Raw genomic sequence first — 25,691 nt, 5'->3', positions numbered from 1 at the left:
TGAATTTAGGGGGTGCCTTACTTTTGAACAACAGTGATATATTAGTTAGCCTTGATATAGGTACTACAAAAATCAAAGTAATAATTGGAGAAGTATTAAATGATTCATTAAACATTATAGGAGTAGGGTCTGCAAAGTCTAATGGTATGAAAAAAGGCGCAATAGTAGACATTGATCAGACAGTTCAATCAATACGCAATGCTGTTGAGCAGGCCGAACGGATGGTTGGGATGCAGATTGACCGTGTAGTCGTGGGGATTAATGGCAATCACATTCAGTTACAGCCATGTCACGGTGTTGTTGCAGTGCAAAGTGAAGACAGAGAAATTGGGGATGAGGATATTAACCGTGTAATTGATGGTGCACAGGTTGTGTCCATTCCACCAGAAAGAGAAATTATTGATGTCATTCCCAAACAGTTTATTGTTGACGGTCTTGATGAAATAACAGACCCAAGGGGAATGATTGGTGTGCGACTGGAAATGGAAGGTACTATTATTACCTGTTCTAAAACCGTACTCCACAATATTTTAAAATGTGTAGAACGGGCTAATCTGCAAGTAGCGGATATTTGCCTCCAGCCATTAGCTGCTGGAACTGTCGCCTTATCAAAAGATGAAAAGAATATGGGTGTTGCGCTTATTAACATTGGCGGCGGATGTTCTACCGTATCTGTATTCGAAAATGATCATCTTGCAGCAACGAGTGTCATTCCCTTGGGAGGAGATAATATTACGAAAGATCTCTCCATTGGGATGCGGACAACTTCCGAGGAAGCGGAGGACGTAAAGCGTAATTATGGACATGCTTTTTATAATAATGCCCAGGAAGACGAAACGTTTGAGGTATCTGTAATTGGAAGTAATTCGAAACAAACGTACAACCAGTTGCAAATCTCTGATATGATCGAAGCAAGGCTGGAAGAAATCTATGCCTTTGCGGAACGTGAGATTAGAAAAATGGGATATGGCGAATTGCCTGGTGGGTTTGTCTTAACAGGTGGGACAATGGCTATGCCTGGCGTATTAGAGTTGGCACAGGATATGTTCCATACAAGTGTACGAATAGCTATACCTGATTACATAGGTGTTCGGGAACCGCAATTCACTGCAGGAGTAGGAATCTTGCAATTTGCATACCGAAATGCGAAAATACAGGGAAAAGAGTTATTTCCTTCTGTTATTGTGCCTGAACAAGATCAAAGGCCAAAAAGAACTAAAAAACAAACTCAATATAATGAACCAAAAGAAAAAAAGAAAAAGGATTCCAGCATAGCAAACTTGTTTAAGAATTTCTTTGATTAATGTGCTAGTTTTGTAGAGCATTAATGTTAAATTCGATGATCGCTTCATGAAGACTAGATGAAACGAACCCTTACATATAGGGAAAGTGAGCTTCTGGGACGCTTGTAATTTGCATATAGGAGGAACGGAATATGTTAGAGTTTGATACAAATATGGAAGAGTTAGCAACAATAAAAGTAATCGGCGTCGGCGGTGGCGGTAACAATGCTGTAAACCGAATGATTGAGCATGGAGTTGAAGGTGTAGAATTTATCGCTGTAAACACTGATGCACAAGCGTTAAATCTATCAAAAGCAGAAGTGAAAATACAGATTGGCGGCAAACTGACACGTGGACTTGGTGCAGGCGCTAACCCGGAAGTAGGGAAAAAAGCAGCTGAAGAAAGCAAAGAACAGTTAGAGGAAGTGCTACAGGGCGCTGACATGATCTTCGTAACTGCCGGAATGGGTGGCGGTACCGGAACAGGAGCTGCACCTGTCATAGCACAAATTGCGAAAGACCTTGGTGCGTTAACTGTCGGTGTTGTAACACGTCCATTTTCTTTTGAAGGGAGAAGACGTTCGACTCAGGCAATATCTGGTATCGAAGCACTAAAATCAAGTGTCGATACGCTTATCGTGATTCCAAATGATCGTTTGCTAGAAATAGTTGATAAAAACACACCAATGCTTGAAGCCTTCCGAGAGGCGGATAATGTATTACGCCAAGGTGTTCAAGGTATTTCTGATCTAATTGCAAAACCTGGATTGATCAACGTAGACTTCGCCGATGTAAAGACTATTATGTTTGATAAAGGTTCTGCTCTTATGGGTATTGGCGTAGCTACAGGAGAAACACGTGCTACTGAAGCCGCTAAAAAGGCAATCTCTTCACCATTGCTTGAAACTTCAATTGATGGTGCACATGGTATTTTAATGAACATTACTGGTGGAACGAACTTGAGTTTGTATGAGGTGCAAGAAGCTGCTGATCTAGTTACTTCTGCAGCAGATAATGAGGTTAATGTGATTTTTGGTTCAGTAATTAATGAAGACCTTAAAGATGAAATTGTTGTAACAGTTATTGCAACCGGTTTTGATGAGGCTGTCCAAAAAGCAGAAAAGCAACCTAAACAACAAACACAACGTCCAGTAATCAATCACAACCAGCATGCAGCTACGCGTGCGAACGAGGAAGCACCAACGAGAGAAACCTCACAACCACGAGCTAATAAACAAGAGGATGAAACATTGGATATTCCTACTTTCTTAAGAAATAGAAACCGTAATCGCTAAATTCGATTAACATAAAAAAAGATGAACCCTGTTCCAATCAGGGTTCATCTTTTTTTATGGTTCTAAACTAGATAGAATAATAGGATTTAGATTATTGGCACGTTCACCTCCGCGAGTAGAGAATAGCGAGAGTTTCCTCACTTACTTTTTCATCTGCCTCCTACTAACGTATGTTTGCCTGACATATTCCTCGATAACTAGTTGAAATTAGCCCCTTTACGCATACAAGAAGTGACAGACTTTGCTCTGCTGCTTCGGTATACTTTCATTACTATCTAAATACTCCTACCAACCATGCTTTTATTTACTCTCCAGATGACAGGATATCCGAAAGGAAGAGCTGCTTTGATCATTTATTTGGACGCTGTCTGGATGCTAAACTTTTTACTCGATGCGATGCTACTTCTATTAACTCAAGCTCTAGGCAGAGAAGTAACAAAGAAATGGAGAATCATATGTGGAGCATTTATTGCCTCTCTTCTGGTGCCGATTACCTTTTATTTTCCTGAATCTTTTTTTGTGGGAGTGGTTGGAAAGGTGCTGTATTCCATTTTTATTATATGGAGTGCCTTCGGGTTTAAGTCCATTTATCGTACGTTGAAATTACTGCTGATTTTCTATTTTTCTACCTTTTCTATAGGGGGTGGGTTACTAGCTGTTCACTTTCTCATTCAAAATCCTGTATCACTATCTGGAAGCAGTGTCCTTACCTTTAATGGAGGATTTGGAGACCCTGTCAGCTGGATGTTCGTCGTTGTTGGGTTCCCGATAATATGGTGGTTTACTAAGAATCGAATGGACAAGCACGCAACGGAAAAGATTCGCTATGATCAACTCTGTATGGTAACTATTCAGTTGAATAACGCTACTTATTCTACACAGGGGTACATTGATAGTGGTAATCAATTGACAGATCCAATCACAAAAAAGCCTGTGGTCATCTGTGATGAAAGCTTTCTCAAGAATTGGTTTACAGAAAAAGACTGGCAGTTATTAAAAGCTTCGTATGAAGGTCTAAATTTTGAACAACTCCCCGGTGATTGGGAACGTTTTATCCAGATTGTGCCATATCAAGGGGTGCAAGGTAAAAGTGAATTTCTTTTTACAGTAAGGCCGGAAAAGTTAATGGTTTATTACGGTGAACAAAAATTAGTTACGTCAAACGTGTTAATCGGTATTCAGTTTGGGGAGTTGGTAAAGGATGGAAGTTACCATTGTCTGTTGCAACCACAAATTATAAAACTAGCAGCTATTAGTTCTGCATAAAAAGGAGAGATTTAGATTGAAATCTGTTAAACTTCGTCTTCGTCTGTGGTGGTATAAGCTACTCATTAAATTAGGGATTAAATCGGATGAAATCTATTATATTGGTGGAAGTGAAGCATTGCCGCCACCCCTTTCCAAACAAGAGGAACAAGAGCTTCTTATTCTACTTCCTAAAGGGGATAAGTCAGCAAGAGCAGTCTTAATAGAGCGTAATCTTCGTCTTGTTGTGTATATCGCTCGCAAATTTGAAAACACTGGAATTAATATAGAGGACTTAATTAGCATTGGAACAATTGGCCTAATAAAAGCTGTTAATACATTTAACCCTGAAAAACAAATCAAATTAGCTACGTATGCTTCCAGGTGTATTGAAAATGAAATACTAATGTATCTTAGAAGAAATAATAAGCTTAAATCGGAAATATCCTTCGATGAGCCGCTCAACATTGATTGGGATGGAAATGAGCTTCTTTTATCAGACGTTTTAGGAACAGATGATGATATTATTACCAAAAATCTAGAATCCAATGTAGATAAGAGCCTTCTAAAAAGTGCTCTTTCACAATTAAATGATCGAGAAAAGCAAATTATGGAATTGCGTTTCGGCCTAATTGGTCAGGAAGAAAAAACGCAAAAGGATGTAGCTGATATGTTAGGAATTTCACAGTCTTATATTTCAAGACTGGAGAAAAAAATAATTCGTCGATTAAAAAAAGAATTTAATAAAATGGTCTAGCCTTATCACTCTAAGATTTAAGAGCATTTTACACCATGCATGTCACTGACCGTACTGCATAAAAAGCTTTCCAGGTGGAGAAACTGTCCTTGAACAGCATCGCCATCTGGGAGGGTTGAACTAAAGTGACTAGACATAAAGTTGAAATATGTGGTGTTGATACATCGAAATTGCCCGTACTAAAAAACGATGAAATGCGTAAATTATTTGTTAGAATGCAGCAAGAAGATGACATTTCTGCGAGAGAACAATTGGTAAATGGGAATTTACGACTTGTTTTAAGTGTTATTCAGCGGTTTAATAATCGCGGTGAATTTGTCGATGATTTGTTTCAAGTCGGCTGCATTGGCTTAATGAAATCCATTGATAACTTTGATTTATCACATAATGTAAGATTTTCGACGTATGCTGTGCCAATGATCATTGGAGAAATTAGGAGGTATCTCAGGGATAATAATCCAATCAGGGTATCCAGATCTTTACGAGATATTGCATACAAAGCACTGCAGGTTAGAGAAAAATTAATTAATAAAACATCTAAAGAACCAACACCTATGGAGATAGCGGAAGAGATGGGTGTTCCTCATTCTGATATCGTATTCGCCATGGATGCTATTCAAGACCCTGTATCTCTATTTGAGCCAATTTATAATGACGGTGGGGATCCAATATTTGTGATGGATCAAATTAGTGACGAAAAGGACAAAGATTCAACGTGGCTTGATAAACTGTCATTAAAAGAAGGTATGCATCAGCTTAATGCACGGGAAAAAATGATATTGAATAAGCGCTTTTTCCAAGGAAAAACACAAATGGAAGTTGCAGATGAAATTGGTATTTCGCAGGCGCAAGTATCTCGGCTCGAGAAAGCAGCCATTAAACAAATGAATAAACAGATGTTTGAATAAAGAAATATGGTTGGATTATGAGCTCAACTGAAGATCCGAACTATGCTAAAGCCTAAAACTTTAGTATATGTTCGGATTTTTTATGGTTATAAAATTTTATCTTAAAAAGTGCATGTAATCCCATACCAATCTTACATTCATTGTCTTCTATTTTTAATTCTCTATTATTGCAATTTACATGAAAATGTTTAGATGTATTGCATATATTTAAAGTAATTGGGGGGATTGAAAATGATGAAGTTATCAGAGTTGCAGGTAAAAGAAGTTATTATTGTTGACGATGGTAAGAGACTTGGACATATAACAGATCTTGAAATTGATACGGATAGAGGTAAGATTGTAGCGATTGTGCTGACGATTAAAGATAAAAAGAGTGGTTTTTTTGGGAAAGCAGATGAGTTGGTTATCCATTGGGAACAAATTGTAAGGATCGGCTCTGACGTGATTTTGGTGAAAAACGTTGGAGAACCTAAACTCTATTCAGGGCATTTTATTACAGGCCATAACGGTTGAAACCGATTTAAATGTGGTAAAATGGTTCAAGAACATGGGGAGGTTAAGACATGAGTGAACCATTTATCACAAAACATAGGTCCTATTTACGTATTGAAAAATGGGAAAAGCTGTCACCGTCATTGACAGTTGGGTTTTCAACAAAAATAGGAGGGGTTAGTAAACCGCCTTTTCAACATTTAAATATGGGTTTACACGTTCAGGATGACTACCAAGATGTTATAGAAAATAGAGAAAAACTAGCAGAGGAGCTTTCTTTTCCCCTTTCAAGCTGGGTAGTGGGAGAACAAGTCCATGATATAAACATTAAAACAGTCACAAAACAGGATGCTGGAAGTGGTGCAAGTAATTATGACACCTCTATCTCCAATATAGATGGGATGGTGACAAGAGAGAAGGGGGTACTGTGTTCTGCCTTTTTTGCAGATTGTGTCCCATTGTTTTTCTTTGATCCCAAACAGAATATTATAGGGGTTGCTCATGCCGGGTGGAGAGGATCTGTACATGGGATTGGTCAACAAATGGTCGAAAGGTTTTGTAGTCTTGGCTCGAATCCTTCCGATTTGCAAGCTGTAATCGGTCCATGTATCTCCAAAAAGCATTATGAAGTGGACGAGCAGGTGATAACCCATATACCGAAGCCATTCCATTCGAATAGTGTAACTGTAAAACAAAATGGTCGCTTTAACCTTGATTTAAAACAACTAAATAAGGATATTCTTTTACAATCTGGGGTATTACGTAATAATATAGGTGTAACAAATTACTGCACCTATGAGGACAGCGAGCTGTTTTTCTCTCATCGGAGGGATAATGGGAAAACGGGGAGAATGCTTGGTTTTATTGGTTTTTCTGATTAGCTCAGGCGAAGGAGGAGAAGGGTTAGCATGCAAGTCGCAACAAATCTTAAAGAAATTAATCGTAGAATAGAAGATGCTTGTAAAAATAGTAATCGCTCAGTAAAGGATATCACCCTAATTGGGGTGACGAAATATGTTACAATAGAACGAACCGAGGAAGCAATTAAAGCTGGTGTATGCGATCTAGGGGAAAACCGTCTTGAGGGATTTAGGGAAAAATACGATTACTTTCAGGGGACAGATGTTAAATGGCATTTTATCGGAACCCTACAGTCAAGAAAAGTTAAAGATGTTATCCATCAAGTTGATGTGATCCACTCATTAGACAGGATTTCTCTTGCTAAAGAGATTAATAAGCGTACCGAAAAAAAGATAGATTGTTTTATTCAAGTGAATGTAAGCAAAGAACAATCCAAGCATGGAATATTGCCAGAAGAGGTGCTTCCGTTTATTGAAAAGTTGCGTGAGTATGAAAATATTCGAGTAATTGGCTTAATGACGATGGCGCCACATACGGAAGACGAGACTGTTCTTCGTCAGGTCTTCAAAAGACTTGCATCCCTAAAAGCAGAAGTACAAGAGAAGCATTATAAATCAGCGCCTTGTGCGTATTTGTCAATGGGAATGAGCAACGACTATGAGGTGGCAATTGAAGAAGGAGCTACCCATATCCGAATCGGAACCAAATTAGTGGGGTGAAAAAGATGAGTATAAAAAACAAGTTAAAAAATTATTTTACCATGGATGAAGAATATGAGTATGAATATGTGGAAGTTCCAAATGATGAGCAAGCAGAACCTGAACAAAAAGAGACTCAGCAGGGAAAGAAGCAAAATGTTGTCAGCCTAACCAGTATGCAGCAAGCTTCCTCAAAGGTAGTACTGTGTGAGCCTAGAACCTATAATGAAGCACAAGAGATTGCTGACAATATTATGAACCGACGCGCCGTCGTTATTAATTTGCAACGAGTGGATCATCAGCAGGCAAAACGAATTGTTGATTTTTTAAGTGGTACTGTATATGCTCTAAATGGAGATATACAAAAGCTTGGGGCAGAGACTTTTCTCTGTACACCGGATAATGTAAATGTTTCTGGAACAATTTCAGAGGCACTTTCAGAAAATGATTTTGAAAAGGGATGGTAGATAGATGTTTCAATTATTTCAGTTATTAGATACAGCGCTTTATGTTTATAGTTTAGCGCTAATTGTTTATATTTTTATGTCTTGGTTTCCTGGTGCAAGAGAATCGAGTATTGGAAGCTTTTTGACTAAAATTTGTGAGCCATATTTAGAACAGTTTCGGAAATTCATCCCACCTATCGGCATGATTGATTTATCTCCAATCGTAGGGATATTTGTCATTCATTTAGCGAGAATGGGATTATGGGAATTTTACAAGATATTATTCTAGGATGGTACATATGGACATATATCAGCATTTTAGAAAAGATGAACAACCCTTTATTGATAAGGTGATTTCTTGGAAGGAGCAGGTTGAGAGGAACTTTCAACCAAGGCTTACCGATTTTCTTGATCCTAGAGAACAGCAGATTGTGAAAATGCTTATTGGTGGTGAGTCTTCGGATATAAAGTTTTCTTTTGAAGGTGGTACTGCTGAGGCTGAAAGGAAGCGTGCTGTTCTTGCTCCCTATTATGATGAAATAAGCATAGAAGATTTTCAGCTGACCTTATACCAAGCAACATATCAAAGTAAATTTATTACTGTAGAACATCGAGACGTAATGGGGGCGTTTTTGTCGCTAGGAATCAAGAGACAGAAATTCGGTGATATCACTGTTAAGAATGGCATTTTGCAAATTGTTTTGGGAGATGAAATAGCCCCATTTGTAAGAGCGAATTTAAATATGATTAAAAAAGCCAAAGTAACACTTGAAGAAAAACCTTTATCTGAAGGATTGGCATCAGAACAGCAGTGGGATTTTTCCGATAAAACTGTTTCTTCTTTACGGTTAGATACGGTACTAAAAGAGATTTACCATCTATCCAGAAAGGATGCGACTGCTTACATAACAAAACAGCAAGTGAAAGTGAATTATAAAGTAGTTGAAGACGGGAAGTACGGTCTTCAAGAAGGTGACTTATTGTCCTTAAGAGGGAAGGGAAGAAGTAAACTTGCTGCTGTTAATGGAACTACGAAAAAAGATAAGTTGAAAATAACCATTGCTGTGCTAAAATAAAATCATACCCTTGCAGGAATACAACGATTTTTGTCGAAATTAAGATGGACAGGCATTAATGAAAAATTGTTATTATTTATTATTTTTACAGATGGAATGCTATTACTTTAAAGGAGGTGGCCAATGTGCCATTAACGCCACTAGATATTCATAATAAGGAATTTACAAGAAAGTTTAAAGGATATGATGAAGACGAGGTCAATGAATTTCTTGATCAGGTGATAAAAGATTATGAGATTGTGATCAGAGATAAAAAGGACCTTGCTGAAAAAGTAGAGCAACTGACAGAAAGACTCGGACATTTTACGAATATTGAAGAAACACTTAATAAGTCTATTCTGATTGCGCAAGAAACTGCAGAAGAACTTAAAGGGAATGCGACGAAAGAATCGAAGCTAATCATTAAAGAAGCAGAAAAAAATGCAGATCGTATTATTAACGAAGCATTAAGTAAATCGAGACGTATCTCAATGGACGTAGAAGAACTTAAAAAACAGGCTAAAGTTTTCCGTACACGCTTGAAAATGCTTGTTGAAGCCCAATTAGATATGATCGGGACAGATGATTGGGAACAGCTTTTTGACGCTGAAATTGGAGAAGAACTTGAATTAGCGGAAAATGAATCTTAAATCTTGACGGCGGCACATTTTTTACATATAATTCATAGACATAAACAAAGTGAATTGTAGGACAATGATATAGGTAGACGTTGACGGAGACAGTATAGAAGGATCCTCTGATTATAGCGAACTGGAATATGGTGTGAGCCCAGTACAGAAACTTCTAGAACATCACTCCCGAGTATTCATTGCGAACAAAGAGTAGTAATGAACGGTTTATCCTCGTTACGGATATCGAGTGAATTTAAAATCGCTATGGTTTTAAGTTTATAAGGGTGGTACCGCGAGTCTTCTCGTCCCTTTTGGGATTTGAGGGCTTTTTTTATTTCATTGAAACAGGAGGAGCATTTATGGATTATAAGGATACGTTATTAATGCCAAAGACAGAATTTCCGATGCGTGGAAATTTACCAAATAAAGAACCAAAACGCCAAGAGGAATGGGAAGAGAAGGATATCTATCAAAAAAGCCTTCAACGCTCTAAAGGAAAACCTTTGTTTGTGTTGCATGATGGACCTCCGTATGCAAATGGAGATATCCATATTGGGCATGCGCTTAATAAAATTTTAAAGGATTTTATCACGCGTTATAAATCCATGACAGGTTACTATGCCCCATATGTACCAGGTTGGGATACACACGGCCTGCCAATTGAAACAGCTCTAACAAAGAAAAAGAAGGTAAAACGTAAAGAACTTAGCATTGCGGAATTTAGACAGCTATGTGCTGACTATGCTTTAGGTCAAGTTGATAGCCAGCGTACACAGTTCAAACAGCTAGGTGTTAGAGGAGATTGGGATAACCCTTATATTACCTTAACAAAGGATTATGAAGCCGCCCAAATTAAAGTTTTTGGTGAAATGGCCAAAAAAGGATATATTTATAAAGGCCTTAAGCCTGTTTATTGGTCTCCTTCCTCCGAGTCTGCACTTGCTGAAGCGGAAATTGAGTATCATGACAAGCGGTCTGCTTCTATTTACGTAGGATTTGAAGTGAAGGATGGTAAAGACCTACTTGATGGTGGAGAGAAAATTATTATTTGGACAACTACACCATGGACCATGCCGGCAAACTTAGGGATTAGTGTACATCCTGAATTAGAATATATCGTCGTAGCGGCAAATAATGAAAAATTTGTTCTTGCTCAAGCCCTAGTGGAGTCGGTAGCAGAGACACTAGAGTGGGAAAACTACGAAGTCATAAAAACATTTAAAGGGCAAGAAGCAGATCGTATTGTTGCCAAACATCCTTTCTATGATAGAGATTCGCTTGTAATGCTAGGCGATCATGTCACAACTGATGCAGGTACAGGTTGTGTTCATACCGCTCCAGGACACGGGGAAGACGACTTTTATGTTTCTCGTAGCTATGGCATTGATGCATTATGTCCAGTAGATGAGAAAGGCGTATTTACCAATGAAGCACCAGGTTTTGAAGGTCTTTTCTATGATGAAGCGAATAAAGTTATCACAGAAAAGTTAGAAGAAGTCGGAGCACTATTGAAACTTAGCTTTATAACACACTCTTATCCACATGATTGGAGAACAAAAAAACCGACCATTTTCCGTGCTACAGCCCAATGGTTTGCGTCTATTAAAGATTTCCGCCAGAACATTTTGGATGAGATTAAAGAAGTGAACTGGTATCCTAACTGGGGAGAAACACGCCTTTACAACATGGTCCGTGATCGTGAAGATTGGTGTATTTCTCGTCAACGTACTTGGGGAGTACCTATCCCAGTATTTTACGCAGAGGATAACACTCCAATTGTTACGGATGAAACAATTCAGCATGTTTCGGACCTTTTTAAAGAACATGGATCGAATATATGGTTTGAATGGGATGCGAAAGATTTATTGCCGGATGGGTTTACGTCTGAAAATAGTCCGAAAGGTGTGTTCACCAAAGAGACAGATATCATGGATGTTTGGTTCGACTCAGGTTCATCCCATGAAGGAGTTTTAGAAGAACGTGATGACCTTCAACGTCCAGCAGATGTCTATCTAGAAGGTAGTGACCAATATCGTGGTTGGTTTAACTCTTCCCTATCTACTGCTGTAGCTGTGACTGGCAAATCGCCATATAAAACGGTCATCAGCCATGGATTTGTATTGGATGGTAATGGAAGGAAAATGAGTAAATCACTTGGTAATGTTATGGTCCCATCTAAGGTCCAGAAACAACTTGGTTCCGATATTTTAAGACTATGGGTGTCTTCAGTTGATTATCAAGCAGATGTTCGTATCTCAAATGATATTTTGAAGCAAATCTCTGAAGCTTACCGTAAGATCCGTAATACATTCCGCTTTATGTTAGCAAATCTTTCTGACTTTAATCCAGAAACAGATCGTGTTGCCCATAGTGATTTGGAAGAAGTGGATCAATATATGCTTCAACGCTTGCAACGTTTGTTGAAAGATGTAAGAGCAAATTATGAGAACTATGAGTTTTCTCCAATCTTCCACCAAATTCATAATTTCTGTGCAGTTGATCTAAGCTCTTTCTATCTGGATTTTGCAAAAGATGTCTTATATATTGAGTCTAGAGAAAATCACCGTCGTAGAAGCATTCAGACAGGATATTATGAGATTTTGACAACGCTGGTTAAGCTACTTACACCAATTATTCCGCATACCGCAGACGAGGTTTGGGAGTATATTCCAGGCACAAATGAGGAAAGTGTTCAGCTGACAGATATTCCAGAGGTAACAGATAATCAATTAGCTGAGCTATCCGAGAAATGGGATCACTTTATGAAAGTTAGAGATGATGTGTTAAAAGCATTAGAGGAAGCGCGGAATGATAAAGTAATTGGAAAATCGCTTGAGGCGAAGATCACCATTGTTCCAAAAGATCAGGAGACAAAAGATGTATTAGAAGCACTGGCTCCACTACATCAGTACTTAATTGTTTCTGAAGCAGCCGTGCAAGAAAATGCAGAGAATACGAAAGCCTATAAATATGTGGATGTTGCTGTTGAAGCCCATCCCGGTGAAAAATGTGAACGTTGCTGGGTAGCGTCCGAAACAGTGGGCGAGGACAAGGAACATCCGACCCTTTGCACACGTTGTGCAGATGTGGTTAAGGAACATTATACTGCATAGGTTTTTCAATACTCCTCTTAGTACTAAGGGGAGTATTTTTTTGAGATAAGAAAGTATAATATGTTATGCCTTAAATTATGGGCCAGGAAAAGCCGGGTCATCGCTGCAGTTAAACCAGTTCGGGCTATTTTAGTTGGCATTCCTTAGATCGAGTGCTTGCGCTTTTGTGCATGAGTACTGAATTGAAAATTTCTTCATTTACGTTTAAGATAATAAGGACACATATTGGAGAATCGGAGGAACAAGAATGTACATATACTATATTATTTCGCTCATCGTGATCGGAATAGACCAATTTACTAAATGGCTGGTTGTTAAAAATATGGATTACGGTGAAGAAATAACGATTATCGATCAGTTTTTTTCGCTAACCTCCCATCGAAATACAGGGGCTGCATGGGGCATATTAGAGGGTCAAATGATTTTCTTTTATATTATAACGCTTGTTGTTGTAATTGGCATTATCGTATACATGCAACGTTACGCAAAGGGAAATCGTGGGTTGGCAATCGCGTTAAGTCTTCTTCTAGGTGGGGCAATTGGGAATTTTATTGATCGATTGTTTCGTAAGGAAGTTGTCGATTTTTTTGATTTTGTTATCTTTGGTTATGATTTCCCGATATTTAATATAGCTGACTCGGCTCTTGTAGTTGGTGTGTTTTGCATTATTATTGCTACAATAATGGATGAGTTAAAGAAAGGAAAAGGTAAACAATGAGTTTATTTCAACATGAGGTAATAGCTTCTGAAGCAAGTACACGATTGGACAAGCTGCTTTCAGAAATTAATCCGGATAGCTCCAGGTCCCAAGTCCAGTCATGGATTAGCAAGGGACTTGTTAAAGTCAATGGCCAAGAGTCAAAGGCGAACTACAAGTGTCAAGAAGGAGATATGCTCGATTGGTCTATACCAGAGCCTGAGGCATTAAAGATCCTTCCAGAAAACATACCATTGGATATTGTGTATGAAGATCAAGATTTATTAGTAGTGAATAAGGAGAAGGGCATGGTTGTTCACCCTTCAGCAGGGCATCAAACAGGAACAATGGTGAACGCACTTCTTTACCATTGTCAGGACCTTTCCGGTATAAATGGTGTAGAGAGACCAGGGATCGTTCATCGAATCGATAAGGATACTAGTGGTCTCCTTGTAATTGCTAAAAATGATCTTGCCCATAGAAATTTATCAGAACAAATGTCTGAAAAGACAATTGAACGTAAATATGAAGCGCTCGTCCATGGGGAAATTCCTCATGAAACAGGTATGGTTGATGCTCCAATTGGAAGAGACCCTAAGGATAGGCAAAAAATGGCTGTGGTGGACAATGGAAAACCCGCCATTACGCATTTTCAAGTATTAAAAAGCTATCCAGATTATACACGGATCGAATGCCAGCTGGAGACAGGAAGAACGCATCAAATTCGCGTACACATGAGATATATTGGCTACCCTCTTGTAGGGGATCCCAAATATGGTCCAAGAAAAACATTGGATGCAAACGGCCAAGTGTTGCATGCTAAATCGCTTGCGTTTACTCATCCTAAAACAGGTGAGTGGCTAAAATTTGAAGCGCCTTTACCGACCTACTTTGCAGATGTAATAGACTATATTGAGAAAATGTATTGACATGAACGGCGAACTTTGTAATAATGAACCAAATGAATAGTTGACCCTTTAAAATAGTCCAGTGAGGCTTAAAAGGATTCGGTTGTAACAATGACATTCTGAACTGTGTCCCTTTTTCCTCATGGAGAAAGGGATTTTTCTATGGTTGGAGTGTTTAACATGAAGAAAAAAACTGAAATCCTAGATCAGGCGGCAATTAACCGAGCCATTACTAGAATTGCACATGAAATTTTAGAGAAAAACAAAGGTGGAGAAGAGCTCGTGCTCATTGGGGTAAAAACCCGTGGCGTTCCTCTTACTCAACGATTGCAGGAGAAAATTCTCCAAATAGAAAACATTACCGTACCTACTGGTGAACTGGATATTACACTTTATCGTGATGATCTTGATAAAGTAAGCGAAGATGAAGAGCCACAGCTTAAGGGGACGAATATTTCTGTAGATCTTTCAGGAAAAAGAGTTATTCTCCTTGACGATGTGCTATACACAGGGAGAACAGTTCGTGCAGCAATGGACGCTGTGATGGACACAGGAAGACCCTCACAAATTCAGTTAGCCGTCCTTATTGATAGAGGGCACCGTGAGCTGCCGATCCGGGCAGACTATGTAGGCAAGAACATCCCTACTTCGGAAAAAGAAGTAATCACAGTAGAGTTACAAGAAACGGATGGTCAAGACCTTGTAACCATTTACGAAAAATAGCAGGAGGATCCTGCTTTTATAAAACCTTTAAACAGATACAGAGAGATCTGCAAGGTTGCCTTAGGAGACGTGTATACCCATAACAATACACGTATACCTCTTTGCAACTTTTGCAAAGAGGTTTTTTTATGTCTCTAAATCCTTTTCACCCTACGGTCATTATTTCGTGAAGGAGTTGTGAAAATGCAACATTTTACATCGGTAAGCCAGTTAACTAAAGAGGAAATTTATTCATTATTAGAAATGGCAGAGGCACTGAAAGAAAACCCTCTTCCTCTCTCAAAACAAATATTTGTGGCTAATCTTTTCTATGAACCAAGTACGCGAACAAAAATGAGTTTTACAGTAGCTGAGCGAAAGCTTGGAATGGAAGTACTCGATTTTCACCAAGAAAGTTCAAGTGCAACAAAGGGAGAGTCGCTCTACGATACTGCAAAAACCTTTGAAGCAATTGGGGCGGATATGCTTGTGATTAGACATTCTTCGGATCAATGGATAGAAGAGCTACAGCATGGTTTATCAATTCCCATCCTTAATGCGGGGGCAGGAAAGGCAGAACATCCAACCCAGTGCATGCTTGATCTATTAACAATTTATCAGGAGTTTGGCAGTTTTCAAGGTTTGCAGATTACCATTGCAGGAGACATCAAACATAGCAGGGTCGCTAAATCAAATGCTGAGGCGCTCACAAGGCTTGGTGCGAATGTCGCATTTAGTGCTGCGCCAGAGTTTATCGATGAATCTCTTCCAATTCCCTATATCAGTATGGATGAAGCAGTACACAAAAGCGATGTGATGATGCTTTTACGTATTCAACATGAAAGACACGGCAATGAAGGGGACTATGCAGAATACCTAGAGCGCTATGGGTTAACGAAAGAACGAGAGCAACAAATGCTTTCACATGCCATTATTATGCATCCAGCACCAGTAAACAGAGGGATTGAAATAGATAGTTCCCTGGTAGAGTGCGAGAGGTCTCGCATATTTAAGCAGATGAACAATGGAGTGTATATCCGCATGGCCATTATGAAAAAAATACTTGGAGAGTGGGGGAAATTAAATGAAATTACTACTGAAAAACGCCAAAAGGCTATCGTCAGCATCTGAGGAAGAAACGTATGAGGTATTAATTATAGATAACAAAATTGCTGAAGTTGGAGAATGTTTAGAAGTTACGGCAGACCAAACGATCGATTGTGAGGGAAACCTACTTCTTCCAGGTTTTATAGATGTGCATATTCACTTACGTGAGCCAGGGGGAGAGCATAAAGAAACGATTAAGACTGGTACAAAAGCGGCTGCTAGAGGAGGATTCACCACGGTCTGTGCCATGCCGAACACGAATCCTGTACCTGATGATGTACAGTCTGTGCATTCACTCTTGGAAAAGATCCAGTTAGAAGCAGAAGTGCGAGTACTTCCTTATGCTGCAATAACAAAAGGTTTGCAAGGAACAGAAATTACCGAAATTTCCAAGCTGTCCCAGGAAGGAGTCTTTGCCTTCACGGACGATGGGGTAGGCATTCAGACAGCTGATTTTATGCTCCAAGCCATGAAGCAGGCTGCTGCTACTGGAAAGGCAATTGTTGCCCATTGCGAAGACAATTCCATAGTTTATGGTGGGGTAATGCATGATGGTGAAGTCAGTAAGGAATTAGGGTTACCAGGGATTCCGTCACTAAGTGAATCAGTACAAATCGCTAGAGATGTATTACTAGCTGAAGTTGCTGGGTGTCACTATCATGTTTGTCATGTGAGTACAAAAGAATCGGTTCGCGTTATCAGAGATGCTAAAAAGGCAGGCATTCATGTAACAGCAGAAGTCACCCCACACCATCTTTTGCTAGATGAAACGGCTGTAAAGGAAGATAACGCGAATTATAAAATGAACCCTCCTTTAAGAGCGGTAGCTGATAAAGAGGCATTGCTTGCGGGACTATTGGATGGAACAATAGATTTTATTGCGACAGACCATGCGCCACATGCAGAGGATGAAAAAGCAAAGGGCTTCCAAGATGCTCCATTTGGTATTGTAGGACTCGAGACAGCATTTTCACTATTATATACCCATCTAGTCCAAACTGAAAAATGTAGGTTGCAACAATTAGTAGATTGGTTGACTGTTCGTCCAGCGGAAGTATTTGACCTACCTTATGGCAAGATAGCAGAGGGAATAGCTGCAGATTTAACATTAGTTGACTTAAAGAAGCAGAATAAAATTAATAAAAACAGTTTCTTTTCAAAAGGGAAAAATACACCATTTCATGAATGGGAAGTACAAGGTGTCCCAGTCTTAACCATCTCGGAAGGAAAGATTGCCTACAAGGAGGATGAACATGAATAAAAAGCAGCTCGTATTAGAAGATGGAACAGTATTAAACGGAGAAGGATTTGGAAGTGACCGTATGATGGTAGGCGAAATAGTCTTTAATACAGGGATGACAGGCTATCAGGAGATTATTACTGATCCATCTTATTGTGGACAGATTGTAACCATGACCTATCCGCTTGCAGGCAATTATGGAATAAATAGAGATGACTTTGAAACCGTCCATCCATTCATTCATGGATTTATCGTAAAAGAAACCTGTGAGATTCCATCCAATTTTCGTAGTGAAGAAAGCCTTGATAGCTACCTTAAGGCCCATGATATTCCTGGCGTATATGGGATTGATACAAGAAAGTTGACTAAAATAATTCGTAAACACGGTACGATGAAAGCAATTATCGCAGATCAAAGCGAAGATGTAGAAACACTGCTTGAAAAATTACATAGACAGAAGCTACCAACAGATCAAGTGCCTAAGACTTCGACTATTAAGCCTTATGTTGTGCCAGGCAGAGGCAGAAGGATTGTTCTAGTCGATTTCGGAATGAAACATGGCATTTTGCGTGAACTCACAAAACGAAATTGCCATATTACAGTAGTGCCATACAACTATAGTGCAGAAAACATCCTTCGATTAAAACCAGATGGCATCATGTTGACAAATGGTCCAGGAGACCCTAAGGATGTCCCAGAAGCAATTAACATGATAGCAGAGCTTATTGGAAAAGTGCCGATCTTTGGGATTTGTCTAGGTCATCAATTACTGGCACTTGCCTGTGGAGCCGACACAGAAAAGATGAAGTTTGGGCACAGAGGATCCAATCACCCAGTCAAGGACTTGGACAAAGAAAGAACTTATATAACATCACAGAATCATAGCTATGCAGTTAAAGAAGCTTCACTTACAAATACAGATTTACAGCTTACTCAAATTGCTTTAAATGATGGCACAGTAGAAGGGGTAAAGCATAAGCATTATGCTGCATTTTCTGTCCAGTACCATCCTGAGAGCTCTCCAGGTCCAGATGATACGAATCATTTATTTGATCAGTTTTTGGAATTGATTGACGAAGCCCAGAGAAAAAACAAGGAGGAAGCATATGCCTAAAAATACAGACATCCAAAAAATACTTGTGATTGGGTCAGGTCCCATCGTAATTGGTCAAGCAGCGGAATTTGACTATTCCGGAACACAAGCTTGCCAGTCATTGAAAGAAGAAGGATATACCGTCATTTTAGCTAATTCCAATCCGGCCACAATTATGACAGACCATACAGTGGCGGATAAAGTATATATGGAGCCATTAACAGTAGAATTCTTAACGAAGATTATTCGGAAAGAACAGCCTGATGCCTTGCTCCCAACTTTAGGCGGTCAAACAGCACTAAATCTGGCAGTAGCGCTCGAGGAAACTGGAATACTAAAAGCCTATGGTGTTACATTATTGGGAACATCGTTAAATGCGATTCAACAGGCAGAAGACAGAGAGAAATTCCGTTCCCTTATGAAAGAACTTGGTGAACCAGTACCAGATAGTATGATTGTAAACACGGTAGAACAAGCCTGTGAATTTGCAATAGAGATTGGCTTTCCGCTAATTGTAAGGCCAGCATATACAATGGGTGGAGCTGGTGGAGGCATGTGTTATGACATGAAAGAGTTAAAGGAAACTGCTAGAAGTGGACTCACATTATCCCCAGTAAACCAATGTCTGATTGAAAAAAATATTGCAGGATACAAAGAAATTGAATACGAAGTAATGCGAGATAAAAACGACCAGGCTATCGTTGTATGTAATATGGAAAATGTCGATCCTGTAGGCATACATACTGGTGACTCCATTGTTGTAGCACCATCTCAAACACTTAGTGATCGAGAGTATCAAATGTTGCGGAATGCCTCTTTAAAAATAATACGCGCTTTGGAAATAGAGGGCGGGTGTAATGTGCAACTGGCTCTTGATCCGAACAGCTTTGATTATTTTATTATTGAAGTAAATCCGCGTGTAAGCAGATCCTCTGCACTTGCATCAAAGGCTACAGGTTATCCGATAGCGAAAGTAGCAGCGAAAATTGCAATTGGATTAACATTAGATGAGATTGTAAACCCGGTTACAGGAAAGACGTATGCATGTTTTGAGCCAGCATTGGATTATGTCGTCACAAAAATTCCTCGTTTTCCATTTGATAAATTTGTAACAGGTGACCGAAAGCTTGGCACCCAGATGAAAGCAACTGGAGAAATCATGTCTATTGGTCGAAACTTTGAAGAATCATTACTTAAAGGGATTCGTTCGCTTGATATAGGAACAGAAGAGCTATGGCTTAGCAGTTTAACAAAAGAGAATAATGAATTTCTTATCTCAAGCCTAAAAAAAGCAAATGATGAGCGGATCTTCGTATTAGCAGAAGTACTGCGTAGAGGCATGACGATTGATGAAGTATTTGAGCATACCAAGATAGATCGTTTCTTCCTTGTGAAACTAGCAGGCTTAATTAAGTTGGAACAAGAGATAGAGAATAATCCAAAGTCTATTGAACTATTAGAAAGAGCGAAGAAGTTAGGTTTTTCTGACTCCCATATTGCTCGGTTATGGAATCTGTCTGTAGATGATATTTATCAACTAAGATCTGATGCTGGCCTTCGCCCGGTTTATAAGATGGTGGACACCTGTGCAGCAGAATTTGAATCTGAAACACCGTATTTCTATAGCACCTATGAAGAAGAAAATGAATCCATCGTCTCGCCACGAAAGAAAATCCTTGTACTGGGATCAGGGCCAATTCGCATTGGGCAGGGAATAGAATTTGATTATGCTACGGTCCATTCTGTACTAGCCATTAAAGAAATGGGTTATGAAGCAATTATTATGAACAATAATCCGGAAACTGTTTCAACAGATTTTAGTATTAGTGACAAGCTATACTTCGAGCCACTCACACTTGAGGATGTTATGCATGTTATTGATTTAGAACAGCCAGAAGGAGTTATCGTACAGTTTGGGGGTCAAACGGCGATTAATTTAGCTGCAGGTCTTGAAAGAAGAGGGGTGAAAATCCTTGGCACAAATTTAGAAGCAATTGACCGCGCAGAGGATAGAGATAAATTTGAAATTTTACTAGATGAACTAGATTTGTTAAGACCAAAAGGGAAAGCTGTTAAGAAAATGGACCAGGCTTTAGATGTAGCAAATGAAATTGGCTATCCTGTATTGGTTAGACCATCCTATGTAATTGGTGGAAGTCGGATGGAGATTGTCTATAACGAAGATGAACTAAAGGCATACCTTGCAAAAACGACAAACATGAACACAGAGCATCCTATTCTTGTAGATAAATACATTACCGGAATCGAAATAGAGGTGGATGCAATCAGCGATGGTGAAACGACCATTGTGCCTGGGATTATGGAGCATATTGAGCGTGCAGGGGTCCATTCTGGAGACTCAATCGCCGTATATCCTCCACAGCGGATCAGTGAAACGGTTAAGGCAAAATGTATGAAAGCTGCAGAGCTTATTTCAGAGGCATTGCATGTGAAGGGTCTGATAAACATTCAGTTTATCGTGAGAAATGACGAGGTCTATGTACTTGAAGTTAACCCACGCGCTAGCAGAACCATTCCTTTCTTAAGTAAAATTACAGGAGTGACAATGGCTAATATTGCCACAAAATGTATTCTCGGTACACGATTAAGGGATATCGGTTATAAAACAGGTATTTTACCAGAAAATGATTATGTAGCTGTGAAAGTTCCTGTCTTCTCATTTGAAAAGTTACGCAGCGTAGATACAATTCTTGGACCAGAGATGAAGTCAACTGGTGAAGCAATTGGCTATGATAAAACATTAGAAAAAGCTCTATACAAAGGGTTAATTGCTTCTGGGCTAAGCATTCCACAAGAAGGTGCTGTGCTCTTGACTGTGGCAGATAAAGACAAGGAAGAAATGCTAGAAATAGCGGAACGTTTTCATCAACTTGGTTTTCAGTTGTATGCAACCAAAGGGACCGCGACTTACGTGAAGAAAGCAGGATTGCCAGTTTCTGAGGTAGCTAAAATTGGTGCTGACGAGCCTAATGTGCTTTCAATTATTGAAAATGGGGATGTACAGTTTGTTATTAATACGTTGACTTCAGGTAAGCAGACAAGGTCTGATGGTTTTATTATTCGCCGGGAATCTGTGGAACATGGCATCGCTTGTCTCACAAACATGGATACAGCAAATGCTATCTTAAATGTCATTGATTCTACAACATTTAGTGCGACGGAAATAAAACAAAAAGAGGTTGTTTTATAATGAAAAAAGAAGAATTGATCGTAAAGAATTCAACAGAGATCGCGTTGGAAACTTATGAAATGGTGCTAGAAAACAGCTTCATCAGCATGACAGCAAAGCCTGGTCAATTTCTTCACCTGCTAATTCATGGACACACGTTAAGACGCCCAATTTCCATTGCGAGTGTAGATAGAGATAAAAACACTGTGACAATCTTGTTTAAGATCAATGGTTCGGGCACAAAGCATTTAGCTGACTATCAAATCGGATCTGTAATAAATGCATTAGGTCCTGCTGGGAATGGATTTACGCTGGAACCTGAATCATCTACGATTCTATTAATTGGGGGAGGAATCGGCGTACCACCACTCTATAATTTAGGAAAAAAACTTGTGGGTAATCAAAAAAAAGTCATATCCATACTCGGTTTTCAGACAAAAGACTATGTATTCTATGAACAAGAATTTAAACAGCTCGGGGAAACACATATTGTAACGAATGACGGTTCATATGGGTCACAAGGATTTGTAACGGACGTAATCGGGAGTATTGCAGACTTTGATACCTATTACTCTTGTGGCCCCTTACCAATGTTGAGAGCAGTCTCAAAAGAACTGGTCCATAAAAATGGTTATATTTCGCTTGAAGAAAGAATGGGCTGTGGTGTTGGGGCTTGCTTTGCTTGTGTCATACCAACAGATCACAATGGAGGCTATCGTAAAATTTGTAAAGACGGACCTGTCTTTCATCATCAGGAGGTAAATCTATGAATTCCTTACAAGTAGAATTACCTGGTCTAAACTTAAAAAATCCAGTCATGCCCGCGTCTGGATGCTTTGGTTTCGGACGTGAGTACAGTGAATTTTATGATCTAAATAAGCTTGGGGCAATCATTATGAAGGCGGCAACCGGTGAGGCAAGGTTCGGAAATCATACGCCAAGAGTTGCAGAAACGGCTTCTGGAATGCTAAACGCCATTGGATTGCAGAACCCAGGAGTAGTGAGCATTATTGAGCACGAGGTGTCCTTTTTGAGAGATTACCAGACTCCAGTTATTGCTAACATCGCTGGTAGTTCGTTAGAGGAATATGAGCACGTTGCTCACTCTTTTAATGAGACAGATCATGTTGCCGCACTTGAATTGAATATATCCTGCCCCAATGTAAAAGAAGGCGGAATTCAATTTGGCACCGATCCTGTTATGGCAGCGCGTGTAACAGATCGGGTGAAACAAGCAAGTAATCTCCCAGTATACGTGAAACTTTCACCTAATGTATCGGATATTACAGCGATGGCGAAAGCAGTCGAGTCTGCAGGCGCTGATGGCTTGTCTATGATTAATACGCTAACTGGCATGCAGATCCACCTTCCTTCTCGGAAGCCTCTCCTTGCTAATAAAACAGGTGGATTATCTGGACCGGCTATTAAGCCAGTTGCAATCCGCATGATTTATGAAGTACGGCAACACGTATCCATCCCTATAATTGGAATGGGAGGCATCACTACTGCAGAAGATGTGCTGGAATTTTTACTGGCTGGTGCCAATGCTGTTGCCATTGGGACAGCTAATTTTCAAAACCCATTTGTGTGTCCAGAAATTATTGATGCATTACCGGAAACATTAAAACGGTACGGATTTTCATCTGTTCAAGAGGTTGTTGGAAAGGGGATACTTACATGAACCAATCTGTTTATCTAGCACTAGACTTTCCTAATTGGGAAGAAACAAAGCATTTTCTTCACACAAATCAATTAGCTGGTGTCCCTGTAAAAGTCGGGATGGAACTTTTTTACAGGGAAGGTCCGAAAATCATTGAATATCTAAAACAAGATAATCATCCGATTTTCCTTGACTTAAAGTTGTATGATATTCCGACAACTGTTATGAAAGCAATGCGTAATATTGCAAAGCTTGATGTAGAAATGGTAAATGTGCATGCACTGGGAGGAGCGGAGATGATCAAGCGGGCAAAAGAAGGCTTGACTGTTGGAAACTCTGGTAAGACGAAGTTAATCGCTGTTACCATGCTAACATCGATGGACAAACAAGCAATGAATACAGAATTACATATCCCAGGAGAAGTGGATGAGAAGGTAAGTCATTTTGCAAGATTTGCTAGCAGCAATGGAGCTGACGGCGTGGTTTGTTCCGTACATGAGACAGAGAAAATAAAAACAGAATGTGGAACGTCCTTCTTAACTGTGACGCCAGGCATTCGACTGGATGGAACGGAAGACAATGACCAGAAACGAATTGCCTCACCAAAATTTGCTAAGAAGCAAGGCACGGACTATATTGTCGTAGGTAGAAGTGTGACAAAAGCAGTAAATCCAAAAATGGCCTATGAGCGTGTAATAAAGGAGTGGGACAATGGTATTATCGTATGAACTGGCAAGAGATTTACTAGATATTAAAGCAGTACAAGTAAACCCATCAGATTATTTCACATGGACCTCAGGTATAAAATCACCAATTTATTGCGATAATCGACTTACGATGTCACATCCGCAAATAAGAAGAAAAATCACCAAGGCTTTTATGGAAATGATTGATAGGATGACAGAGAAACCCGATGTTATTGCTGGTTGTGCAACTGCTGGTATTCCGCATGCTGCATGGCTCGCCGATAAAATGGATTTGCCAATGGTATATGTACGGTCAAAGCCTAAGGGGCATGGCAAAGGCAATCAGATCGAAGGTGCTTGTACAAGCGGGGCAAAAGTTCTCGTAATTGAAGATCTAATTTCGACTGGAGGATCTTCTCTGGAAACAGCCAGGGTATTACAAGAGCAAGGAGCGGAAGTGCTTGGTGTCCATGCCATTTTTTCCTATGGATTGAACAAGTCAGCACAACTATTTGAAAAAGAAAACATATGTCTAGAAACGATAACAGGCTATGACGAGCTGTTAGATGTGATGGAAGCCGATAATCGTCTTACAAAGTCAGAGCATGAGCAGTTAATAGACTGGAGAAATAACCTTTAAGTATAACCAACCTGAGAATCAAAATAAGCTGATTCTCAGGTTGGTTATTTGCGTATTACATACAAAAGTCAGCACCTTTATGAAACCATCATTCTATATCGCTCGCTGATTTAAATCCTTTACGTGTTTTTATAAGGGTGTTGTACTTTTACTTAAGCGGGCATTTTATAATTTAGTGCCTAATACCATCCATTCATCAAGGCCAAAGCTGTGAATACGTTTTTCTTTAATTTCCACCTGGTAATGGTTTAATATATCGGGTCCTGCTGTTAATACAATGCTAGATACCTTTTGTCTCAAATTTTTATCCTGTACAGTGCGATGCAGCCAATCATCAAAGGGAAGTGTCTTTTTACGTGTTTGTTCTTTCGTAATCTTTAGCTGATTCCGATGAAATATTTGCTTCCATTCAGATATCTTTAGTGAACGATGATGACTACGATCACGCATTTTTTCTAACATATTTATAAAAATATCGAAGGAATCTGTCTCTGGTGCAATATTATCAATAAGCAAAAAGGAACCACCCGGTTTAAGCACCCTTTCCACTTCTTTAACAAAGCAATTTGGGGAAGGAAAGTGATGTGCAGCTATTCGGCATACGACATGGTCAAAGGTATTATTTAAGAAAGGTAAGTTTTCGGCATCTGCAATAATATAATGAATGTTATCAAAGCTTTGAAGATGTCTCGCTGTTTCTGCAAGCATTTCCTTTGTAAGATCTGTTGCATACATTTGTTCCACATATGGTGAGAGTGTTCTAGCTACATGACCACCGCCAGTTGCAATGTCCAACACCCTGTCTGTTGCTGATAGGGAGAGCCAATCTGGTATTGCCAGTAAATCAGCCCCCTTTGCATGTGTATTGCTGGTAACATAAGCTTGTTTATTCTCAGAAAACACTTTTTGCACAAGTTTCTTCTCTTCTTTGTCCATTCCCATCACACCTTTCGTTCTTTTAATATACCTCGAAAAATGCAATA

The 25,691-nt window shown here is 39.4% G+C and carries 25 protein-coding genes and 1 other annotated feature; of the genes, 24 read left to right on the top strand and 1 reads right to left on the bottom strand.

All coding sequences use genetic code 11. From position 1 onward, the window contains the following. The first annotated feature begins 23 nt into the window (after window positions 1-23). From ftsA to pyrE, 24 genes are all read left to right on the top strand, one after another. Window positions 24-1,304: a cell division protein FtsA gene (ftsA, locus tag ACTWPF_RS11355; protein ID WP_106896583.1), complete on the top strand. Its 1,281-nt coding sequence runs from the start codon at window positions 24-26 to the stop codon at window positions 1,302-1,304. A gap of 131 nt (window positions 1,305-1,435) precedes the next feature. Continuing rightward, window positions 1,436-2,578: a cell division protein FtsZ gene (gene ftsZ, locus ACTWPF_RS11350; RefSeq protein WP_036573236.1), complete on the top strand. Its 1,143-nt coding sequence runs from the start codon at window positions 1,436-1,438 to the stop codon at window positions 2,576-2,578. Window positions 2,579-2,923: 345 nt separating this feature from the next. Further along, complete coding sequence (gene spoIIGA, locus ACTWPF_RS11345; protein WP_106896584.1) at window positions 2,924-3,844, top strand: sigma-E processing peptidase SpoIIGA; 921 nt, start codon at window positions 2,924-2,926, stop codon at window positions 3,842-3,844. 16 nt (window positions 3,845-3,860) lie between these two features. Beyond that, on the top strand, window positions 3,861-4,580 hold the full coding sequence (gene sigE / locus ACTWPF_RS11340) for an RNA polymerase sporulation sigma factor SigE (protein ID WP_106896585.1): 720 nt from the start codon (window positions 3,861-3,863) through the stop codon (window positions 4,578-4,580). 125 nt (window positions 4,581-4,705) lie between these two features. After that, the gene (sigG, locus tag ACTWPF_RS11335) at window positions 4,706-5,488 is read left to right on the top strand and encodes an RNA polymerase sporulation sigma factor SigG (protein ID WP_036573231.1); all 783 of its coding nucleotides are present in this window, start codon (window positions 4,706-4,708) and stop codon (window positions 5,486-5,488) included. 231 nt (window positions 5,489-5,719) lie between these two features. Then, window positions 5,720-6,001, top strand: coding sequence for a YlmC/YmxH family sporulation protein (locus ACTWPF_RS11330; RefSeq protein WP_036573228.1), 282 nt, complete (start codon window positions 5,720-5,722; stop codon window positions 5,999-6,001). Window positions 6,002-6,051: 50 nt separating this feature from the next. Further along, window positions 6,052-6,861 carry a peptidoglycan editing factor PgeF gene (pgeF, locus tag ACTWPF_RS11325; protein WP_443149184.1) on the top strand — a complete coding sequence of 270 codons (810 nt, stop codon included), beginning with the start codon at window positions 6,052-6,054 and terminating at the stop codon, window positions 6,859-6,861. A gap of 27 nt (window positions 6,862-6,888) precedes the next feature. Beyond that, a complete protein-coding gene (locus ACTWPF_RS11320; RefSeq protein ID WP_106896587.1) occupies window positions 6,889-7,560 on the top strand; it encodes a YggS family pyridoxal phosphate-dependent enzyme in 672 nt (223 codons plus the stop codon). Window positions 7,561-7,565: 5 nt separating this feature from the next. Beyond that, a complete protein-coding gene (locus tag ACTWPF_RS11315; RefSeq protein ID WP_036573219.1) occupies window positions 7,566-8,006 on the top strand; it encodes a cell division protein SepF in 441 nt (146 codons plus the stop codon). A 4-nt stretch (window positions 8,007-8,010) separates the two neighbouring features. Next, window positions 8,011-8,274, top strand: a complete 264-nt coding sequence (locus ACTWPF_RS11310; protein WP_036573217.1) for a YggT family protein — start codon at window positions 8,011-8,013, stop codon at window positions 8,272-8,274. Between the two features lie 10 nt (window positions 8,275-8,284). After that, complete coding sequence (locus ACTWPF_RS11305) at window positions 8,285-9,061, top strand: YlmH family RNA-binding protein (protein ID WP_443149183.1); 777 nt, start codon at window positions 8,285-8,287, stop codon at window positions 9,059-9,061. Between the two features lie 125 nt (window positions 9,062-9,186). Next, window positions 9,187-9,690: a DivIVA domain-containing protein gene (locus ACTWPF_RS11300; protein WP_036573211.1), complete on the top strand. Its 504-nt coding sequence runs from the start codon at window positions 9,187-9,189 to the stop codon at window positions 9,688-9,690. A 71-nt stretch (window positions 9,691-9,761) separates the two neighbouring features. Continuing rightward, window positions 9,762-9,985, top strand: a binding site (T-box leader). 46 nt (window positions 9,986-10,031) lie between these two features. Then, window positions 10,032-12,785 carry an isoleucine--tRNA ligase gene (gene ileS, locus ACTWPF_RS11295; RefSeq protein ID WP_443149182.1) on the top strand — a complete coding sequence of 918 codons (2,754 nt, stop codon included), beginning with the start codon at window positions 10,032-10,034 and terminating at the stop codon, window positions 12,783-12,785. Window positions 12,786-13,032: 247 nt separating this feature from the next. Next, window positions 13,033-13,503, top strand: a complete 471-nt coding sequence (gene lspA, locus ACTWPF_RS11290; RefSeq protein WP_161465308.1) for a signal peptidase II — start codon at window positions 13,033-13,035, stop codon at window positions 13,501-13,503. Further along, window positions 13,500-14,411: an RluA family pseudouridine synthase gene (locus ACTWPF_RS11285; protein ID WP_443149181.1), complete on the top strand. Its 912-nt coding sequence runs from the start codon at window positions 13,500-13,502 to the stop codon at window positions 14,409-14,411. The genes lspA and ACTWPF_RS11285 overlap by 4 nt, the downstream gene beginning before the upstream one ends. 159 nt (window positions 14,412-14,570) lie before the next feature. After that, window positions 14,571-15,113, top strand: coding sequence for a bifunctional pyr operon transcriptional regulator/uracil phosphoribosyltransferase PyrR (gene pyrR, locus ACTWPF_RS11280; protein WP_106896593.1), 543 nt, complete (start codon window positions 14,571-14,573; stop codon window positions 15,111-15,113). A gap of 183 nt (window positions 15,114-15,296) precedes the next feature. Further along, window positions 15,297-16,223 (top strand): aspartate carbamoyltransferase catalytic subunit, encoded by a 927-nt coding sequence (locus ACTWPF_RS11275; protein ID WP_238020894.1) that lies wholly within the window; start codon window positions 15,297-15,299, stop codon window positions 16,221-16,223. Then, window positions 16,177-17,460, top strand: a complete 1,284-nt coding sequence (locus ACTWPF_RS11270; RefSeq protein WP_443149180.1) for a dihydroorotase — start codon at window positions 16,177-16,179, stop codon at window positions 17,458-17,460. The genes ACTWPF_RS11275 and ACTWPF_RS11270 overlap by 47 nt, the downstream gene beginning before the upstream one ends. Further along, window positions 17,453-18,553, top strand: a complete 1,101-nt coding sequence (gene carA, locus ACTWPF_RS11265; protein ID WP_443149179.1) for a glutamine-hydrolyzing carbamoyl-phosphate synthase small subunit — start codon at window positions 17,453-17,455, stop codon at window positions 18,551-18,553. The genes ACTWPF_RS11270 and carA overlap by 8 nt, the downstream gene beginning before the upstream one ends. Then, the gene (carB, locus tag ACTWPF_RS11260; protein WP_443149178.1) at window positions 18,546-21,743 is read left to right on the top strand and encodes a carbamoyl-phosphate synthase large subunit; all 3,198 of its coding nucleotides are present in this window, start codon (window positions 18,546-18,548) and stop codon (window positions 21,741-21,743) included. The genes carA and carB overlap by 8 nt, the downstream gene beginning before the upstream one ends. Further along, on the top strand, window positions 21,740-22,492 hold the full coding sequence (locus tag ACTWPF_RS11255; RefSeq protein WP_443149255.1) for a dihydroorotate dehydrogenase electron transfer subunit: 753 nt from the start codon (window positions 21,740-21,742) through the stop codon (window positions 22,490-22,492). Before carB ends, ACTWPF_RS11255 begins: the two co-directional genes overlap by 4 nt. After that, window positions 22,489-23,403: a dihydroorotate dehydrogenase gene (locus tag ACTWPF_RS11250; protein WP_443149177.1), complete on the top strand. Its 915-nt coding sequence runs from the start codon at window positions 22,489-22,491 to the stop codon at window positions 23,401-23,403. Before ACTWPF_RS11255 ends, ACTWPF_RS11250 begins: the two co-directional genes overlap by 4 nt. After that, window positions 23,400-24,110 carry an orotidine-5'-phosphate decarboxylase gene (gene pyrF / locus ACTWPF_RS11245; protein WP_161464908.1) on the top strand — a complete coding sequence of 237 codons (711 nt, stop codon included), beginning with the start codon at window positions 23,400-23,402 and terminating at the stop codon, window positions 24,108-24,110. The genes ACTWPF_RS11250 and pyrF overlap by 4 nt, the downstream gene beginning before the upstream one ends. Further along, the gene (gene pyrE / locus ACTWPF_RS11240; RefSeq protein WP_443149176.1) at window positions 24,094-24,708 is read left to right on the top strand and encodes an orotate phosphoribosyltransferase; all 615 of its coding nucleotides are present in this window, start codon (window positions 24,094-24,096) and stop codon (window positions 24,706-24,708) included. The genes pyrF and pyrE overlap by 17 nt, the downstream gene beginning before the upstream one ends. Before the next feature lie 165 nt (window positions 24,709-24,873). Here the strand turns inward: pyrE and ACTWPF_RS11235 are convergent, their stop codons facing one another. After that, complete coding sequence (locus ACTWPF_RS11235) at window positions 24,874-25,644, bottom strand: class I SAM-dependent methyltransferase (RefSeq protein WP_443149175.1); 771 nt, start codon at window positions 25,642-25,644, stop codon at window positions 24,874-24,876. Window positions 25,645-25,691: the final 47 nt, after the last annotated feature.

This window comes from Oceanobacillus sp. M65 (genome assembly GCF_052246275.1).
Taxonomy (GTDB): domain Bacteria; phylum Bacillota; class Bacilli; order Bacillales; family Amphibacillaceae; genus Oceanobacillus_B; species Oceanobacillus_B jordanicus.
Note: the sequence above shows the minus strand (reverse complement) of the source record. Positions and strands in the feature narration are given on the sequence as shown.

Excerpts from the sequence above, each read along its gene's own strand:
- ACTWPF_RS11285 (WP_443149181.1), top strand. The coding sequence starts at position 13,500 with ATGAGTTTATTTCAACATGAGGTAATAGCTTCTGAAGCAAGTACACGA.
- carB (WP_443149178.1), top strand. The coding sequence starts at position 18,546 with ATGCCTAAAAATACAGACATCCAAAAAATACTTGTGATTGGGTCAGGT.
- ACTWPF_RS11275 (WP_238020894.1), top strand. The coding sequence starts at position 15,297 with ATGCAACATTTTACATCGGTAAGCCAGTTAACTAAAGAGGAAATTTAT.
- pyrR (WP_106896593.1), top strand. The coding sequence starts at position 14,571 with ATGAAGAAAAAAACTGAAATCCTAGATCAGGCGGCAATTAACCGAGCC.
- ACTWPF_RS11235 (WP_443149175.1), bottom strand. The coding sequence starts at position 25,644 with ATGGACAAAGAAGAGAAGAAACTTGTGCAAAAAGTGTTTTCTGAGAAT.
- ACTWPF_RS11310 (WP_036573217.1), top strand. The coding sequence starts at position 8,011 with ATGTTTCAATTATTTCAGTTATTAGATACAGCGCTTTATGTTTATAGT.
- carA (WP_443149179.1), top strand. The coding sequence starts at position 17,453 with ATGAATAAAAAGCAGCTCGTATTAGAAGATGGAACAGTATTAAACGGA.
- ACTWPF_RS11305 (WP_443149183.1), top strand. The coding sequence starts at position 8,285 with ATGGACATATATCAGCATTTTAGAAAAGATGAACAACCCTTTATTGAT.
- pyrE (WP_443149176.1), top strand. The coding sequence starts at position 24,094 with ATGGTATTATCGTATGAACTGGCAAGAGATTTACTAGATATTAAAGCA.
- ACTWPF_RS11330 (WP_036573228.1), top strand. The coding sequence starts at position 5,720 with ATGATGAAGTTATCAGAGTTGCAGGTAAAAGAAGTTATTATTGTTGAC.
- pgeF (WP_443149184.1), top strand. The coding sequence starts at position 6,052 with ATGAGTGAACCATTTATCACAAAACATAGGTCCTATTTACGTATTGAA.
- ACTWPF_RS11250 (WP_443149177.1), top strand. The coding sequence starts at position 22,489 with ATGAATTCCTTACAAGTAGAATTACCTGGTCTAAACTTAAAAAATCCA.
- ftsZ (WP_036573236.1), top strand. The coding sequence starts at position 1,436 with ATGTTAGAGTTTGATACAAATATGGAAGAGTTAGCAACAATAAAAGTA.
- ACTWPF_RS11270 (WP_443149180.1), top strand. The coding sequence starts at position 16,177 with ATGAAATTACTACTGAAAAACGCCAAAAGGCTATCGTCAGCATCTGAG.
- ACTWPF_RS11320 (WP_106896587.1), top strand. The coding sequence starts at position 6,889 with ATGCAAGTCGCAACAAATCTTAAAGAAATTAATCGTAGAATAGAAGAT.
- lspA (WP_161465308.1), top strand. The coding sequence starts at position 13,033 with ATGTACATATACTATATTATTTCGCTCATCGTGATCGGAATAGACCAA.
- ileS (WP_443149182.1), top strand. The coding sequence starts at position 10,032 with ATGGATTATAAGGATACGTTATTAATGCCAAAGACAGAATTTCCGATG.
- ACTWPF_RS11315 (WP_036573219.1), top strand. The coding sequence starts at position 7,566 with ATGAGTATAAAAAACAAGTTAAAAAATTATTTTACCATGGATGAAGAA.
- pyrF (WP_161464908.1), top strand. The coding sequence starts at position 23,400 with ATGAACCAATCTGTTTATCTAGCACTAGACTTTCCTAATTGGGAAGAA.